The organism is Vibrio sp. HA2012, from assembly GCF_002812955.1.
Lineage (GTDB): Bacteria > Pseudomonadota > Gammaproteobacteria > Enterobacterales > Vibrionaceae > Vibrio.
This window is the reverse complement of sequence record NZ_PFXK01000003.1, coordinates 82,228-98,339: the sequence shown is the minus strand read 5'-3', so window position 1 is coordinate 98,339 and position 16,112 is coordinate 82,228. Positions and strand designations below refer to the sequence as shown.

General features: G+C 39.9%; 15 protein-coding genes. 10 read left to right on the top strand and 5 right to left on the bottom strand.

The features are described 5' to 3' along the window. Nucleotides 1-43: 43 nt before the first annotated feature. The gene (locus CSW98_RS06710) at nucleotides 44-919 is read right to left on the bottom strand and encodes a LysR family transcriptional regulator (RefSeq protein WP_100799697.1); all 876 of its coding nucleotides are present in this window, start codon (nucleotides 917-919) and stop codon (nucleotides 44-46) included. Nucleotides 920-1,057: 138 nt separating this feature from the next. Between CSW98_RS06710 and CSW98_RS06705 the strand changes: the two genes are divergently transcribed. Genes CSW98_RS06705 through CSW98_RS06680 form a run of 6 tightly spaced genes read left to right on the top strand, consistent with a single transcriptional unit; the run spans nucleotide 1,058 to nucleotide 7,968 of the window. Further along, complete coding sequence (locus CSW98_RS06705) at nucleotides 1,058-1,801, top strand: SAM-dependent methyltransferase (protein WP_100799696.1); 744 nt, start codon at nucleotides 1,058-1,060, stop codon at nucleotides 1,799-1,801. A 5-nt stretch (nucleotides 1,802-1,806) separates the two neighbouring features. After that, nucleotides 1,807-3,342 carry an ABC transporter substrate-binding protein gene (locus CSW98_RS06700; RefSeq protein ID WP_100799695.1) on the top strand — a complete coding sequence of 512 codons (1,536 nt, stop codon included), beginning with the start codon at nucleotides 1,807-1,809 and terminating at the stop codon, nucleotides 3,340-3,342. A 3-nt stretch (nucleotides 3,343-3,345) separates the two neighbouring features. Beyond that, nucleotides 3,346-4,329 (top strand): ABC transporter permease, encoded by a 984-nt coding sequence (locus tag CSW98_RS06695; protein WP_100799694.1) that lies wholly within the window; start codon nucleotides 3,346-3,348, stop codon nucleotides 4,327-4,329. Nucleotides 4,330-4,331: 2 nt separating this feature from the next. Next, on the top strand, nucleotides 4,332-5,093 hold the full coding sequence (locus tag CSW98_RS06690) for an ABC transporter permease (RefSeq protein WP_100799693.1): 762 nt from the start codon (nucleotides 4,332-4,334) through the stop codon (nucleotides 5,091-5,093). A 45-nt stretch (nucleotides 5,094-5,138) separates the two neighbouring features. After that, nucleotides 5,139-6,530, top strand: coding sequence for an ABC transporter ATP-binding protein (locus tag CSW98_RS06685; protein WP_198517297.1), 1,392 nt, complete (start codon nucleotides 5,139-5,141; stop codon nucleotides 6,528-6,530). 40 nt (nucleotides 6,531-6,570) lie between these two features. After that, entirely contained in the window at nucleotides 6,571-7,968 is a 1,398-nt protein-coding gene (locus CSW98_RS06680) for an SLC13 family permease (RefSeq protein ID WP_100799691.1), read from the top strand. 81 nt (nucleotides 7,969-8,049) lie between these two features. On the opposite strand, the gene phnE (CSW98_RS06675) is transcribed toward CSW98_RS06680, so the two are convergent. The 4 genes from phnE (CSW98_RS06675) to phnD are packed head-to-tail and all read right to left on the bottom strand — an operon-like array spanning nucleotide 8,050 to nucleotide 11,367. Next, on the bottom strand, nucleotides 8,050-8,859 hold the full coding sequence (gene phnE, locus CSW98_RS06675; RefSeq protein WP_100799690.1) for a phosphonate ABC transporter, permease protein PhnE: 810 nt from the start codon (nucleotides 8,857-8,859) through the stop codon (nucleotides 8,050-8,052). Further along, the gene (gene phnE / locus CSW98_RS06670; protein ID WP_100799689.1) at nucleotides 8,847-9,635 is read right to left on the bottom strand and encodes a phosphonate ABC transporter, permease protein PhnE; all 789 of its coding nucleotides are present in this window, start codon (nucleotides 9,633-9,635) and stop codon (nucleotides 8,847-8,849) included. Before phnE (CSW98_RS06670) ends, phnE (CSW98_RS06675) begins: the two co-directional genes overlap by 13 nt. Beyond that, nucleotides 9,635-10,417, bottom strand: coding sequence for a phosphonate ABC transporter ATP-binding protein (phnC, locus tag CSW98_RS06665; protein WP_100799688.1), 783 nt, complete (start codon nucleotides 10,415-10,417; stop codon nucleotides 9,635-9,637). The genes phnE (CSW98_RS06670) and phnC overlap by 1 nt, the downstream gene beginning before the upstream one ends. An 8-nt stretch (nucleotides 10,418-10,425) precedes the next feature. Continuing rightward, nucleotides 10,426-11,367 (bottom strand): phosphate/phosphite/phosphonate ABC transporter substrate-binding protein, encoded by a 942-nt coding sequence (gene phnD / locus CSW98_RS06660; protein WP_100799687.1) that lies wholly within the window; start codon nucleotides 11,365-11,367, stop codon nucleotides 10,426-10,428. Nucleotides 11,368-11,618: 251 nt separating this feature from the next. Here phnD and CSW98_RS06655 point away from each other — a divergent pair, with 251 nt between their 5' ends. The 4 genes from CSW98_RS06655 to CSW98_RS06640 all read left to right on the top strand — a co-directional run bounded on the left by CSW98_RS06655 (nucleotide 11,619) and on the right by CSW98_RS06640 (nucleotide 16,108). Beyond that, nucleotides 11,619-12,314 carry a GTP-binding protein gene (locus CSW98_RS06655; protein ID WP_100799686.1) on the top strand — a complete coding sequence of 232 codons (696 nt, stop codon included), beginning with the start codon at nucleotides 11,619-11,621 and terminating at the stop codon, nucleotides 12,312-12,314. After that, nucleotides 12,311-13,102 carry an ATP-binding cassette domain-containing protein gene (locus CSW98_RS06650; protein ID WP_100799685.1) on the top strand — a complete coding sequence of 264 codons (792 nt, stop codon included), beginning with the start codon at nucleotides 12,311-12,313 and terminating at the stop codon, nucleotides 13,100-13,102. Before CSW98_RS06655 ends, CSW98_RS06650 begins: the two co-directional genes overlap by 4 nt. After that, nucleotides 13,092-13,949, top strand: a complete 858-nt coding sequence (locus tag CSW98_RS06645; protein WP_100799684.1) for an ABC transporter substrate-binding protein — start codon at nucleotides 13,092-13,094, stop codon at nucleotides 13,947-13,949. The genes CSW98_RS06650 and CSW98_RS06645 overlap by 11 nt, the downstream gene beginning before the upstream one ends. 182 nt (nucleotides 13,950-14,131) lie before the next feature. Beyond that, nucleotides 14,132-16,108: a TonB-dependent receptor domain-containing protein gene (locus CSW98_RS06640; RefSeq protein WP_100799683.1), complete on the top strand. Its 1,977-nt coding sequence runs from the start codon at nucleotides 14,132-14,134 to the stop codon at nucleotides 16,106-16,108. The last annotated feature ends 4 nt before the right edge of the window (nucleotides 16,109-16,112 follow it).

The window sequence follows — 16,112 nt, the reverse complement described above, 5'->3', positions numbered from 1 at the left end:
ACAATTTGTTCCATTTTATACAACAATCCTCACTGTCCTGAGTCTATTTCCATCTGACTGGGATATCTGAGAGCAGCCACTGGCGCAGGGTGGTGGTAAAAAGGGATTCTTTTTCTACTTTATAATGCAGCCAAAGTTCGACATCTTGACCACTGAACTCTGGAAAAACTCTTTGATAGCGTTTTATCCCATGTTTTTTACATTCAGCGATCCAGCGGGGAAGCAAACCGATACCAAACCCCTGTGAAATAGCATCCGCTCGCATATGCAATGAGCTAATCAGTGTTTTGTGTTTTGGAATAAGTGTTGCTTGTTCCGTTTCTGAGTGTAGGAAAATAGAGGTACCTTGTTCCTGGCCACAAATCCAGTGTTGTTCTTCTAGTTTATCAAAGTTGAATGATTGTTCATCGGTAACTGAAGCATAAAGCGCTTGTTGCCATATGCCGAGTTTAATGGATTTAACGCCTTTCTCATTTCGGTTGCAGCAGCTCAGCCACAAGTCTACAGGGGCATCTGAAGCCAGATTTGAGCATTCCATGATTTGAATTTCAAGCTCAATACCCGGGTGTTTATTTGCAAACCGGTGCAAGGATTCAGTTGACCAGCCACGGGATAGCTCTGTTGCGAGTCCAACGCTTACATGGCCAGATAACTCTGATTTTAAGGTTCGGACGGCTTCTCGCCCGTCACTGTCGAGCTGTAATATCTGTTCGCATACATCGGCGTAGCACAGACCTGCCTGAGTCAGAGATAAACGGCGTCCTGTCTGGCAGGTTAAACGTGCATCCAGTTCTGACTCAAGAATACAGATTCTCCTGCTGAGAGTTGATTTTGGCTCATCTAAATATTCTGCAGCCATGGTCAGGCTACCATAATCTCTGATGGCTAGCAGGGTGCGCATCGCTTTTAAATTACTCATGACTTTTCAGTATTCCTGAACATATCGTTTACTGTTAAACCCTCTTTAGAGGAAACAGAATACTATAAAATCCCACAAATGATAATAAGTATCATTTTATTTCTGTGTTATATTATTGCTATCTTTACGAGGTGAAAAGTGAGTCAGACAAATGTACAGATAAATGCTAAGGGGCAGTTTTTTCTGGTCAGCGCAGGTATTGGAGATGCAGATAACATGACTCTGCGGGCGGTGAATACGATTAAACAGGCCGATGTACTGATCGCTATGTCATTTGTTGTTGAACAAATAAAAGAATATGTGCCAGAAAACGCTCGTATTCTGGATGCAGGACATGGTCTTTTTACTGAACTTGCCCGGCATGACAATAATTCGGAAGAAGAGATTCTGGCTCTGGAAAATGAGTATCGGCTGCTCATCCGCGCTGCGGTTGAGCAGGGATTGAATGTTGTACTGGTTGAATTTGGTGATCCGCTTATGTTTGGGCCACAAGTCGGGTATTTAAAGGAGTTTTCTGACCTTGAGCCTGTCATCATACCGGGAATATCCAGCTTTAATGCAGCAAATGGAGTTATTGGTCAGTCTGTATTGGGAAAAGGGGTAAATACTTTAATGCTGACCAGCATTAAAGTTCTGGATCAGATGCATACACCTCCGTCGGATGTTCTGGTGCTTTTTACCATGCGACTGAATTTAAATCAGTTAATTGATAAATTATTGAATATTTACCCGGCAGACACACAGTTATCAATCGTGTTGCATGCCGGATTTAAAGATAAACAGCAAGTGATATCGACAACACTGGAGATGAGTAAGTCATTAATTAATGAAGAAAATATTCCATGGGAATGTTTAATCTATGTTGGAAATATTAGCAGGTAAAAGAAATGATGAAATATTGGTTTATGCTAGGCATCGCTCTTGTAAGTTCTGTTTTACAGGCCAAACCGGTTACCGATAATGAACGTTTAATCATTGCAGATGAAAAGGGCGACTGGGGGTATTTGGCCCCTTATCTTCATAGTCCGAAGGGGCCGGGTTATGTCTACACCAGTTTTATATACGACACACTCGTCTGGAAAAATACCGAAGGAAATCTGGTCCCTATGCTTGCTACCGAATGGAATCAGCTATCTGATAAGCATTGCTATCAGTTGTCGATGAATCATGATGCAAAATGGCATGATGGTAAGAAAGTGACAGGAGAAGATGTGGTATTCACCTTTCACTATATGCAGAAACATTTTTATCAGTTTGCAGATTTGACTAACATCAGCCATATATCAAATAAAAATGGCACCCTTGATATTTGTACTAAAGAAGTCGATGCATTCTTCATGGAAAGAGTCGCAGGGGTGCTTCCTATTCTTCCTAAGCATGTGTATGATCATATTGGTGATCCTGTGTATATAAAGGATCATGCGAATCTAGTTGGTAGTGGACCATATAAAGTTAAACTATATAATAAAAATCAAGGTATTTATCATCTGGAAAGAAACGATGATTGGTACATGGGAAAATCAATATACAAAGACATTATAATTACTAAATTATCCATGCAATCAGCGGTGAATGCGATTAAAAAAGGAGATATTGATATAATAAACATTCCTTATGGTTACATAGATAAGTTTAATAGTAACAATGTGGATGTTATAAGTTCGCTTTCTAATCACCCGTATCGGATATTATTCAATCATTCTGGTTTGTTAAGTAATAAAAAGTTTAGGCAAGCACTTGCTTATTCAATGGATAAAAAATTATTAGTCGATTTAGCTTACGAGGGACATGCTGAAGTAGCTCGTCCTGGATTTTATCCAACAGGAAACATTGATGGACTAAATGAATATGCTTTTAATCTGGAACAAGCAACAAAATTATTGATAGATGCTGGTCTGCATAAAAAAGAAGATGATCATTGGTACGATAAAAATAATACGCTGATTTCTTTGTCTCTAGTCGCATCAACACAAGCTGAATTATTGAGCAAAATCGTATCTAAGAATTTGAATGATATTGGTTTCCCTGTTAGCCTGAAATTGATGCCGGATGCGTCTTTACAAGAGAGGTTAAGCAAAAATGAGTTTGATCTGGCTTTATTAACTCAGAGCCATCAGGGTGATTATGATCGTTTCAGAATTATGCTACATGGCAAGCAAAAAACCGGTGATCATTATTATTCAAATCCGGATTTAAATAGTATTCTTGAAAAATTAAGATTTTCTGATGATAAAAAAGCCAGTAATAAACTTATGCTTAAGGCTGAACAGATATATAATGAAGATCTACCTTCTTATCCGTTGGTCAACCCCTATAACTATAGTGCTGTAAGAAAAGGTATTTCTGTTAATTATACGGAAGGTGGAATAGCTACAGGTATTCCTATGATTTTTAATAAGCTGGCATTGTTTCTGAAAAAATAATTTATGTCTGAAGTTAAAAAAAATAAAAAAACTATTGTGCTTATCTTTGATAATATAATAGCTTTGTTTTTATTGTTGATTTTTTGTTTTGTCTTAATAAGGCTTCTTCCTGGTAATCAAGTAGATATTCTATTTAACACTGATGTAGGCCTTGAAATGAATCAAGATGCTTATAGTAGCATGTTGAATAGACTTGGTTTGCAATATTCGATATTCGATCAGTTTATTTCCTGGGCTAAAAAAGTACTTTCAGGAGATTTGGGATATTCTTATATCCATTCGGCGTCAGTAACGTCGATTATAGCTTCATCCTTGTTTTGGAGTTTATTACTTGTTGTTATTTCTTTACCTATATCAATAATTATTGGTTCTCTTTCTGGCATTTATATAGGATTAAAGAGTGAACGGCATATGTCTAGAACAATATATATGCTAGTTACTATTTTAAGTAGCATTCCCGGTTATGTCATCGCTTTACTATTACTTAGTTATTTTGGTTTTTATTTGCAGTGGTTCCCAAGTGATGGTGGGGCAATGAGTTTATTAGCTCGGATTGATGGAACTATTGATGTTATTGACATTATCCATCATGCAATATTACCTGTTCTTAGTTTGGTTGTTCTTGGTAGTTTCAGATATTTTTATTTAAGCTATGGTTTGTCGATACAGATAAAAAATAGGCCGTTCGTTTTTTTTGCTATACAGAGAGGTATTAAAGGCTTTCATCTTATCCGATATTGGATTTTTCCAAGTGCATTGCCTGAAATATTATCAAGATTAAGTTCAACTATTCCTGGTGTTATTACATCAACGATTTTTGTTGAGATTGTTTTCTCTTATCCTGGAACTGGAGGGATTCTTATTGAAGCTATTAATAATAGAGACTATGCCTTAGTGCAAGGCACATTATTTGTAATTGGATGTGTTATTTTATTGTTGAATACAGTGATAGATATAATTAGTGCAAAAATGTCGGAAAGGGGATAGTAATGAATTTTCCCATGAAAGTATTGATATTTTTAGCTTTTTTATCTTTTTTCTTGTATTTCTCAGGTTGGCCTGATATTTCAATGTCTACGGATGTTCTAAGTGCTCCATCCTATTTACATTTTTTAGGTACAGATGCGATGGGGCAAGATGTGTTATTCAAGTTGCTTTCAGCATTACCTTATACGCTATTAATATCTCTTATGTGTGGTATTTTACCTGTTATAATTGGATTAATTCTGTCCGTTACCAGTGTTTGGTCCGGAGGTTGGATTGATCGTATTATATCAAAATTTATTGATATTTTTCTTTTGCTTCCTTCTTTGCTCATACTAATTGTATTTTCCGGAATATTAGAAACAAGTTTTATATCGACAGTGTTACTGATCAGTTTTTTGAACTGGGCTGATGATTATAAAGTTCTTAAAGCATCACTTTATAAAATCAAGCAGAGTGATGCAATATTAACCTGTATGAGTTTTGGTGCAAGCAGGTTTTATCTCTTAATTAATTATATTTTCCCGCCATTGCAGCCTGTTATCCTGATGCTTTTTTTACAAAATGCCCGACATTCAGTAATTATAGTAGCGGGTCTCTCTTTTCTTGGATTAACCGATCCAAGGCTCTTGACTTGGGGAACTCTGCTGATGGAAGCACAACAGCAGATACATCATCAGGTTTTTTGGTGGCTGATTTGTGGTCCAGTAGTTGGTATCAGTATGCTGGTTATTTTGCTGACTTATTCTGGTAGAACGAAAAATTAACTATGCTTGAACTTTATTTTCCTGAAATTATGGGGTATGCAGATTATGAATAATAATCAGATAGAGGAAATGTGCATTCCTGCCGTTGAGATAAAAAACTTTAGTCTGAGTAAAGATGGTTCCCCTATTTTGAAGCAGATTAATCTATCGGTAGCAGTTTCTGAATGCGTGGCTATTTTAGGCAAAAGTGGTTCAGGAAAGACAACGTTACTAAATATGATAGCCGGTGTGGAAGAGAATGACTACACGGGGGAAATAAGAGTATTTGGCAAGGTCCCTGAACATAAGAAACATGATCCTCATGTAGGCTGGTTGCCGCAAGGTCTTGGTGACAACCTTAATCCACATATGACGGTGGAACAGCACCTCCAGGAAGCGATAATTCTGCTGAACAAGGACTCTAAGCATAAAACTGATTTTATCTCAGAATCTATTTCCGAACTTATGTTATCTCTTGATATTTCTAAAGATATATTATTCCGTTACTCGAAAAACCTTAGTGGTGGTGAGATTCAGAGAGTCTTATTAGCTTTAGTTCTGATTGGTAAACCCAAATTGTTGCTTCTGGATGAGCCAACGGCATCACTTGATGAATATACTAAATCGGTGATCACCCAGACTCTCAGGAAAATAAAAAAAGATACGACTCTTATTTTAGTTACTCATGATTCTAAGTTTGCTAACAGTTTAGCTGATACCGTTGTCTATATCTCTTCTGGTGTTATTTCATCAGGTGATTTTTTGCAGGTGAATAATGAAAAATCATCTAGGTTGGAACGGTATGAAAGACGCGGTCACTCTTTTTCTGAAGTGATTCTTTCTGTAGAAAACTTAAATATTAGTTATCATAATCGAGAGTTGTTTCATGATTTTTCTCTCAACATAAAACAAGGGGATCGGCTTTTAATCTACGGAAAAAGTGGTTCTGGAAAGTCAACGTTAGCAAAGATTTTATCTGGATGGCTAAAGGAACCGGATGATTGCATCTTAACCCGAAAAGGAAAATGTTTTTATTTATCCCAGTTTCCGTCTATGGCGTGTGCAGCTCATTATTCTCTTTTTGATATTTTAGCTGAACCCATGAAGCTTAGCCGAAAACCTGTCGTTAGAGAGAAAATGGATTTTTGGTTAAATAAAGTCCATCTGGAGTATAGTGATGATTTTTTGGCACGTAAGCCGGATAGTTTAAGTGGTGGCGAGTTGCAACGATTACTATTAGTCCGGGCGTTGTTATTTGAACCTAGTGTTATTGTGGCTGATGAACCCACATCAGCGTTGGATTGTATGATTAGAAATGAGATAGTTAGTTGTATTGAAGAAGTACAACAGGTGAGTAATTGTGCATTTGTTATTTTCTCTCATGATTCTGATTTAGAAACATTACTCTCTGTTAATGGTTATCATCTGACACCATATGGGGTGGTGAACTACACTTAGGCAGCCAGGTAGATTTATTCAGGTAAGGTAAGGAAGTAATATGGCAACCGGATTTAGGTTTAGTATAAAACAGAGTGTGCTTATTGTTGCGATTGTGGTGGCTACTTTTGTTGCTTTTGTCCCTTTCTCAGGGCAAAGTGCTCAATTTTCACATAGTGCAGCAGTGGTGTTGATCACGCTTGTTTTTTGGAGCACTGGTTTAGTCCCCCCTTTTCTGGCCGGGCTTATTTTTTTCGCTTTGACGGCGATTTTTAGATTGATAGAACCCACGTTGCTTTTTTCAGGCTTTGGTTCAACGGCTGTCTGGCTGATTACATCCGGATTTGTTATTGGATCTGCGATTTCTTCTACTGGTCTTGGTAAAAGAATGGCGTCAGTGATCGCTCCTCACCTGACGGGAAGTTATACCAAACTTATTGGTGGTCTGGTGATCAGCGCTGCCTTACTAGGCTTTGTGATGCCATCTTCGGTTGGAAGGGCAGTCGTTTTACTTCCAATTGGTATGGCGTTAGGGGAGCAAGTTGGATTTAAAAGAGGGGCTAATGGTCGTATCGGTATTGCGGTCGCTTTGGCTCTTTCCTGTAATCTGCCGAGTTTTGCGGTATTGCCTGCTAATATACCGAATATGATACTTGCCGGTGCAAGTGAAACACTCTATGACGTTCAGTTTAGTTATACAGATTATTTGTTGTTGCATTTTCCTGTACTTGGAGTGCTTAAATCTTTTTTTATTGTTGTATTGGTTCTGAAAATGTTCCCGGATGAAATTGCGGTCGGATCACACGCTTCTGCGGAAGATACCGAGACAAACGTTGACCCGAAATTGCAGAAGAGGCTGGCAATTTTGCTTGGTATAACACTTCTATTTTGGGTAACTGACAGTATTCACGGAGTTAATCCCGCATGGATTGGTCTGGTGGCGGCAATCATTCTGCTTTTGCCTGGGATAGGCGTTGTCGCACCAAAGTCTTTTAATGGCTCAGTTGATTTTGGCACGGTAGTTTTTGTTTCCGCTGCACTTGGTCTGGGGATGTTGGTTAATGAATCCGGTATCGGTAGTTATATGGGGGAAGTGTTTAGTCAACTTCTGCCATCCTCATCCTCTGGTTCGTTCCTCAGTTTTATGGCTCTTTCTCTTACGTCAGTCATTACCGGGCTGGTTACGACTATTCCGGGTGTACCGGCTGTTCTTTCGCCGCTTGCCTCTGAATTTGCACAGGCGACGGGTTTACCGACAGCATCTGTATTGATGACTCAGGTATTGGGATTTTCAACGGCAATTTTTCCTTATCAGGTGGCTCCTCTTGTTGTCGCCATGCAGTTGTCTCAGGAAAAACTGATCAATCTGGTTAAAGTAACTCTACCGCTCACTGCGATAACTGTATTTTTTCTTTTTCCGCTGGATTATGTGTGGTGGCTTTTGCTTGGCTGGATTTAGGGTCTCCGCTTGGCGAGAAAGCCAGGTAACGATAGATGATTTTCCCGTTAAGCGATTTACGGGAAAATCATAGTAATAGGTCTATATTAACAGGCTTCTCACTTTGGCGGATAACAGTTCAGAAATGATCACTGTTAATAGGATAACCAAAATGATCAATGTTACTTGTGGCCAAGCTAGTATGTTGAGGGAAGATGACAAAAATAGTCCGATACCGCCAGCGCCTACCAGACCCAATATTGTTGACTCTCGAATATTGACATCCCAGCGAAAAATAGCAATGCCTAAGAATGTTGGTAGAATCTGGGGAATAATCGCATAATTAATAACCTGAAATCGTGATGCACCGGTGGATTCTATTGCTTCAACGCTTGTACGGTTGATCTCTTCAATGCTTTCGTAGAGTAGTTTCGCGACAAATCCAATTGAGCGAAGTCCTATTGCAATGATACCGGCAAGTACGCCTGGCCCCAGAATTGCTACAAGTAGTAATGCCCAAATCAGTGAATTGATTGACCGTGAAGCAGCAATGATGAAAAGAGCAACAGGGCGGATAAATAAAGTTGATGGTGTGGTATTTCTGGCGGCCAGAAAAGCAATGGGAAAAGCCAAAATAATACCGAGAAGGGTGCCTAGTGTTGCAATATTCAGCGTATCCCATAATGCTTTGTAGAGTTTATTGATATAGAACCAGTTAGGAGGGAACATCCTGCTGAGTAAATCAGCAGCCTGAATCGGAGCATCATAAACAAAGACCCACATAGTTTCTTCGGTCATAACTGTCCAGCAATAAGTGGTGATTAGAATGGTTATAAACCATCCTCCCCATACTATCCAAGCCTTACGGTTAATCCTACTGTGCCATAGTTGATTTTGATCTAACTGACCCATTTTCTAATCCATCCTGAAAGATACTCACATGCCATAACAATTAGGATAATTATTAATAATACAGCACCGGCTGAGTCGTATTCATAGCGATCAATCGCTGTATTTAATGTTGCACCTATGCCCCCGGCTCCTACAATACCAATGACGGCCGATTCACGGAAATTGATATCAAACCGATAAAATGACAGTCCTATCATGCGTGGCATGACTTGGGGCCAGATAGCAATATGAACTCTTTGCAGCCAAGACGCACCGGTAGATATGATTGCTTCCAGCTGTTTTTTATCAATGCCTTCGATCTCCTCGGCCAGTAATTTACCCAGAAAACCAATAGTTGCATAAGTTAGAGTCAGAAATCCGGCAAAAGATCCGAACCCAAATAGAGCGACAAGAAATATGGCGACGATAATCTCCTGCATGGAACGAGATACGGCAATAAACGCCCGACAGAACAGGTAGACCGGTTTTGGGGCTATATTTCGGGCAGCTCCCATCCCAAAAGGGAGTGATAGCAGGATGCCAGCTACTGTAGACGTTACTGTTATGGTCAGGCTTTCTAGAATACCTGCGTAAATGTCATTGGCTCTGGTGGTGAAATCCGGCCTGATAAATCCTTCGAGGAAACGTAAACCACGTTCTAGACCTTCATAGACTCGGTTCCAATTGACATCGATACTACTTACACCAATAGATAAATAGAGTAAAAATAGCAGCCACAGAAAGAGGCGCCAGCGTTTATCCGGTACGAGGTAATGAGGTCGTTGCCAAATTTGCATTAGGTATTATCCTCACTATCATCATTATGTTTCACTGCCAGCCAATCTTCATCACCGTAAATTTTCGTTAATACTTCTTCGTTCAGCTCATCTGGTTTGCCGTCGAATACCAGTTCTCCTCCCTGAAGACCAATAATGCGATCCATGAATTGTGTTGCTAAAGGGACATCATGAATATTGACGATAGCCGGCAGACCTTTTTCACGGCAGATGGACTGTATAAGACGCATAATTTGTCGGGATGTTTTGGGGTCTAAGCTGGCTGTTGGTTCATCAATTAACAGTAATCGGGGATCTTGGGCTAAAGCTCTGGCAATTCCAACACGCTGGCGTTGTCCGCCGGAAAGTTCATCAGCACGTTTGTTAGCATGATCTGTTAGACTGACCCGGTTGAGATATTCAAAAGCATTGTTGATATCTTTTTCTGGATAACGGCGTAGAAAAGTTCTCCAGAAAGGAAGATAGCCAAGTCGTCCAGATAAGACATTTTCCATAACACTAAGACGCTCAACCAGAGCATATTCTTGGAATATCATTCCTATATGGCGTCGTTGGGCTCGGATTTGCCCTGAAGATAGATGACTAAGGTGGATATTTTCCAGATAGATATCTCCCTCAGATGGATCGATTAAGCGGTTTATACACCGGATCAGAGTTGATTTACCGGCCCCACTTGGACCGATAAGTCCGACAATCTGGCCTTCAGGTACTGAAAAACTGATCTCTTTTAGTACCCAAGGCCCCGTTTTATAACGCTTTTTTAAATGTTCAATTCTAAGCACTCGTTTTCCTATTTACAGCTGTATGATACGCCGTTCGCAGCATCAATTTTACGGATGACATCCCAGTGCTCTTTGAATGAGATTGGCAGGAACTGGCCTTCAGTTTTAAATTCCTGTTGTAATTTACTGCCTTCCCATTGGTAAGAAAAAAATGCTTCTTTAATTTTTTCCTGAAGTTCGGGTTTAAGGTTGTAAGCCACACCATAACCGGTTGTTGGGAATGTCTGAGATTTATAGATAGACTTGATTTGACTTGACTTAACGACATCACGAGCAATCATTCGGTTCATTACCGAGTTAGCAACAGCAGCAGCAGGATAATCTTTATTTGCAACGCCGAGTACTGAATTATCGTGCTTTCCTGAAAATGTTGGTTCAAAATCTCGTTCTGGAAGCAAATTAAAATCAGCTCTTAAGATGGCAGAAGGGGCTTTGAAACCAGAATTAGATGTCTGAGAGGTAAACGCCAGTTTTTTACCCTTGAGATCGTTTGGTGAATGAATTCCTGAGCCAGGGTAAGTAATTATCTCCATTTCATAACCGAATGAGCCATCTTTTGCCGCCATCATGGTGAAAGGACGGAAACCGGCACAAGCAACGGCAAGAGGATTCGAACCTGTATTGAATCCGGCAACATGCAGGCGACCGGCACGCATAGCTTCAATTTGAGCAGCGTTTGACTGAACCGGAAAGAATTTTACTTTTTTACCGGTTACTTTTTCCATATGAGCAAGAAAATCTGACCACACATCGGCATAAACAGCAGGATCTTCGACGGGAGTATAGGCAAAAACTAGTGTATCTGGATCAACTAATTTAGAAGCATCAGTCGGAATATCTGCTATTAAATCATGGTCATTATCGGTGTAACGGCTATCCAACGAAAATTCAGCGTGGGCTGTGTTTATTGTTACTAGTGAGGCAAAAGCCAGAGGGATCAAGCGCTTCATTGTAATATTCTCCTGAATAAATATTGATCAAGTTGTAACTAAATTAAATTGCAGAATTATTACGATTTGTATTTAAGTTGTCGCTAATGCATGGAAGTGCTACAGAGATCATGCGTACGGATGTCATTGATAATAATCAAGCCTTTCTCAGCACCTCATCGGTAATAATTATCAATATCACAGCATTCTGAGAACAACAGAGTGTGGCTTAATTATCAATAAGAGCAATCATAAGAGGCTAACCAATCAATATGAAATTTATAACAATTGCAGGGCCGCCATCGTCTGGAAAAACACTGGTACTGATTCACTTGATTAAACTTCTGAAACAGGATCATATTCGGGTGGCTGTTGGGAAAATTGATTGTCATCAAACATCTGATGGCCAACTGTTTAAGGAAAAATTAGATATTCCCGTTGTTGTAGGTATCAGTGACTATGTCTGTCCAGATCACTATGGTGCTGTGAATGCAGAAGAAATTTTTCGTTTTGGACGGCTTAATAGTGCCGATATTACTTTGGTTGAAACCGCTGGACTCTGTCATCGTTGTGCTCCGGCAATAAAGAATTGTTTGGCGATCGCTGTTGTCGATTGTGTTAGTGGTATAGATACCCCACAGAAAATTGGTCCTATGCTGACAACAGCAGATGTGGTGGTCATCACTAAAGGGGATATGGTTTCTCAGGCTGAAAGAGAAGTTTTCAGAAGTAATGTATTAGAAGTAAACCCAACCGCAAAAGCAATCGAACTGAATGGATTGACCGGAATGGGGGCATTAAATCTAAAAAGATTAGTGCTGAAAGCAAATACGACCCAGTCTCTTAATGGTATGGAACTACGACATGATATGCCTTCTGCCGTTTGTTCTTATTGTGAAGGTGAAACTAGAATTGGTCTGGAATATCAAATGGGAAATGTAATTAAAATGGATGTGATTGAAGTATGAATATAGAAGAAATTAAGATCATATCCGGAAGAGATAAACATGGTAACAAAGAGTCCGTGGACGAATTAGTTATCAAAAAAGGTGATGTTATTATTTTGGCTGGTCCGACAGGTTCGGGTAAAAGTCTACTTCTTTCTGATCTTGAACAGCTGGCAAACGGAGATTCTCCTTCAGGAAGAAAAGTTCTTATTAATGGTTCTGAAATTGATTCTCTGGATATGCCAATAACTGCTTCTCTTTCACAAAATATGCATTTTATGATGGATTTAGATGTAGGAAGTTTTATTTGTTTGCATGCTAAAAGCAGGGGGATAAAAGATACGAAAATTACCCAAAGAGTACTTGATATGGCTAATAGTTTAGCTGGAGAGCCTCTGAGTGCTTCTTCTAACCTTACCTCGCTCAGTGGTGGTCAATCACGGGCTCTTATGATCGCAGATACGGCGTTGATAAGTAATGCGCCTATTGTTCTGGTCGATGAGATAGAGAATGCGGGTATTAATAAAACAAAAGGGATTGAGATCCTTGCATCAGAAGGAAAAATGGTTCTGATAGCTTCTCATGACCCGAATCTTATCATAACTGCTCAAAAGAGAGTGATAATGAAAAATGGTTCTATGTCGAAACTCATTATATCAGATGCGATTGAAAGGGAGCATCTGAACTACTTTCTTAAGATGGATAAAATTATTGAAGAATTCAGAGAAAGGCTGAGAAACGGGAATAGTCTGACTGAAGAAACATTAGAATTATTAAAAGAAAACATGGGTGAACAATATGAAAAATAACCAGATTTATATTTCTATGCCAGTCAATATTTCCAGAAGTATAATGACAAAAGCAAAAGAAATTTGTCCTGATTCCGAAGTGTTTAATTCAACGAAAAAATGTTCTATGGATGATTTGGATTATTTAGATAAAATAAAAAATCAAGAATATGAAGAATTACCTGATGTTTTGATTACTCTCAGACCAGAATATCACTGGAATAAAGACGTGATTGTTAACAGTAGTGCGTTTGAACATGATTATCAATATGAAATTAGCCGGGAATTACAAGGGAAAAAGGTTCTGGATAAATCATGGGTATTAAAGCCGTTATTTATTATGCCTTTGGTAATTCTTTATCATCAGGATCTGGAAAGCCCCCCTTGTAGCTGGAATGACCTCCTTGATGAACGTTTCAAAGGAAAGATAGTGACAACAGATGACTCAACATCTCCGGCGGTGTTGCTAAAACATTTCTTCATGCAGACCAAAGGTGAGAGAGGAAAAGAATTTGTAGAGAGTATCGATTTCTCGGGTGTTCCTATCGATGTTAACCGTGCAGTATCAGATAAAATATACGATATTGGTATCTTGCCTCTATCGTTTGCCATGTTCTCAAAAAATAATGAAGCCAGAGTCTGCTGGCCTGAAGAAGGGGCGCTGTACCTCACACAGGTTATGCTGTTGAAAAATGGTTTTTCAGAAGATGCCCGAAAAATTGCGCATTACCTGACTTCGGATGAAGCACAGAAGTTATTCAGTACAAGTGCCGGTTTCGTACCTGTACGACCCGATATTGAGATACCGAAAGTATGTATGGAAAATCAGATGTCTCTTTTGACTTATACAAAAGAGCCTATTGATTAAATTAGTAATTTTAAAACCGCTCGACTGTGTCCCTTGATTATTATCAAGCGTGTTCAGTTACTCTGTGAATTATAATGAGAATTGTTATCATTAATTTTGTCGGTTATATGTGGGACAGGATTCATGATTACTCAATACAACTCCGATTAAAAAAACACATTGAGTATATAAAGGGACGTAACATGACTAAGCACCTTTCCAGAAGCAAATTTTCGCTTGCGGTTTCGGCCGCATTGATGTTTGCCGCTTCTGTTGTTCAGGCGGAAGAATTTATTCCTAGCCTGTCTGCGCACGCGAAACCCGCTCCTTATGATGTCATGCCTCTGTATGACTTAAATCAACCCGGTGGTGAAATGCCGTTAGTTCAGGCTCAGGCAGATCAGCCCCAAGGGGCAATCGATACGGTTGTGAATTCTACTTCAAGGAAAACTCTGATAGGTACGTCATATAGTAGCGCTACTCACGGACATGAAACTTTTGCTGATGTACGAGCTAAAGGGAGTAAGCTTTATGGTCGGGCAGTGGTTGTTGATGAATCTGCTGGTAGCTATGATGGAGCTTCTGGTGAAGAGGTTCGATTTGGTTATGATCGGCAAGCTGGACAGTTGCTTCTTGGGGCGACCCCACGGAAAAGCACGGATATTAAGCTGATTTATCTACGTGATATTATTAAAGATAATAAAGTTCCAGAAGCTTCTGCTGTGTCCTATAGCAGTGGTTCGTTAGCTGTAGCAGAAGGATATGGTCTGGATCCCGTAGATACGGATCGTCAGGTTACCAAATTAATGTGGGATGAAAACATTAATGGGTCAGCGATAAAAAATATGCATGTTGAGGCGTATTCTATTCGATTGGATAGAAAAGCGGATAACTACACTTTGCGCAATGATACGGAAGAGCAAAAGCGTCAGAGAACTAAAGTTGAGCGTACGATGTCAGGTTTGAAGTTGGGTACAAATCTTGATGTTTCGGAAGCAGAGATAGACCTCGCACTAGATTATAACCGTATTGAACATGACGCAAAACGTTACGGTGGTCCGACAACCGCTGGGTTGGACAGTATTTCTGCTTATCAATATCCGGGTGTTGAGATGGATGAATGGCTTCTGTCTGCAACTGCAGAATATCCGCTTACAGGTCGGCAGCAGATAACGTTCGGTATCAATTATAAATATGTTGAGGCGGATGCCACAAAGGCGGAGTTAGCTACTGATACACCGAGTGCTGGTAGTATGAGTGCATTTGATCTTTATCAGACGTACTATGGGGATGTTGATCTGAGTCAAAAAGAGGGACATTTCAGTGGGAAACTGGAGTGGAGCTTTACCGATCAAACTGATTTGAGTGCTTATGCATCCATAGCCAACGTCTTCCGCTCTCCAGATTCGCAAGAACGTTATTTTGCTGCTACTTCCTATATGGGGGTGAGTGCGTCTGCAATGGGAACCAGTGCACGGGCTGTGGGTAATCCGGAAATCGGTTGGGAACAACATCGTCGCTTTGAAGCGGGTGTAGGAACATCGAGTCAGAATTGGGTGGAGTATGGTCGCTCACGGGGAAGAGATCTTGCGTGGCGTATTAACACTAGGTTCTATTACGATGATATTAAGGATTTTATTACCCGAGATCGTGCAACAGGGCAAACCGTGACTGGAGTATCAGACTATGCGCGTATCTGGCGTAATGTTGATGCCACAATGTCTGGCTTTGAAATTGATGCTAAGACTAATCTGACGAAGAGGGTGGCATCCCGTCTGGTTCTGGATATTACCCGGGGAGAAAATACTTCAGACGATAGATCTCTCTATTATATTGCTCCCTTTGAGGCAAATCTGTTTTTGGATTATTTCGATTATCTGAATACGGGCGGAACCTGGAATATAGGTGCTCAGATTCGTTATGTGGCTGACCAAGATAGCATTGATGCCGACCCAACCAGTGGAAGTGGTTATGATGGGGGTGAAACGGATGATTTTACCGTGGTTAATCTTTATGCATCCGCTCAGTTGTCTGATCGGTATGGAATCAAAATCGGGGTAAATAATCTGACTGATGAATCCTATTTCGATTCAATGGCGAAATATCCACTGGAAGGTAACCGGGTTTTGTCGGAAGCCCCTGAACGCAGCATTTATGTTGCCGTAGTAGCCAATTTTTAAGGAG

Coding starts and splice junctions, on each gene's coding strand:
- phnE (WP_100799690.1), bottom strand. CDS start 8,859: ATGGGTCAGTTAGATCAAAATCAACTATGGCACAGTAGGATTAACCGT.
- phnD (WP_100799687.1), bottom strand. CDS start 11,367: ATGAAGCGCTTGATCCCTCTGGCTTTTGCCTCACTAGTAACAATAAAC.
- CSW98_RS06685 (WP_198517297.1), top strand. CDS start 5,139: ATGAATAATAATCAGATAGAGGAAATGTGCATTCCTGCCGTTGAGATA.
- CSW98_RS06650 (WP_100799685.1), top strand. CDS start 12,311: ATGAATATAGAAGAAATTAAGATCATATCCGGAAGAGATAAACATGGT.
- CSW98_RS06695 (WP_100799694.1), top strand. CDS start 3,346: ATGTCTGAAGTTAAAAAAAATAAAAAAACTATTGTGCTTATCTTTGAT.
- CSW98_RS06645 (WP_100799684.1), top strand. CDS start 13,092: ATGAAAAATAACCAGATTTATATTTCTATGCCAGTCAATATTTCCAGA.
- CSW98_RS06690 (WP_100799693.1), top strand. CDS start 4,332: ATGAATTTTCCCATGAAAGTATTGATATTTTTAGCTTTTTTATCTTTT.
- phnE (WP_100799689.1), bottom strand. CDS start 9,635: ATGCAAATTTGGCAACGACCTCATTACCTCGTACCGGATAAACGCTGG.
- CSW98_RS06655 (WP_100799686.1), top strand. CDS start 11,619: ATGAAATTTATAACAATTGCAGGGCCGCCATCGTCTGGAAAAACACTG.
- CSW98_RS06700 (WP_100799695.1), top strand. CDS start 1,807: ATGATGAAATATTGGTTTATGCTAGGCATCGCTCTTGTAAGTTCTGTT.
- CSW98_RS06710 (WP_100799697.1), bottom strand. CDS start 919: ATGAGTAATTTAAAAGCGATGCGCACCCTGCTAGCCATCAGAGATTAT.
- CSW98_RS06640 (WP_100799683.1), top strand. CDS start 14,132: ATGACTAAGCACCTTTCCAGAAGCAAATTTTCGCTTGCGGTTTCGGCC.
- CSW98_RS06680 (WP_100799691.1), top strand. CDS start 6,571: ATGGCAACCGGATTTAGGTTTAGTATAAAACAGAGTGTGCTTATTGTT.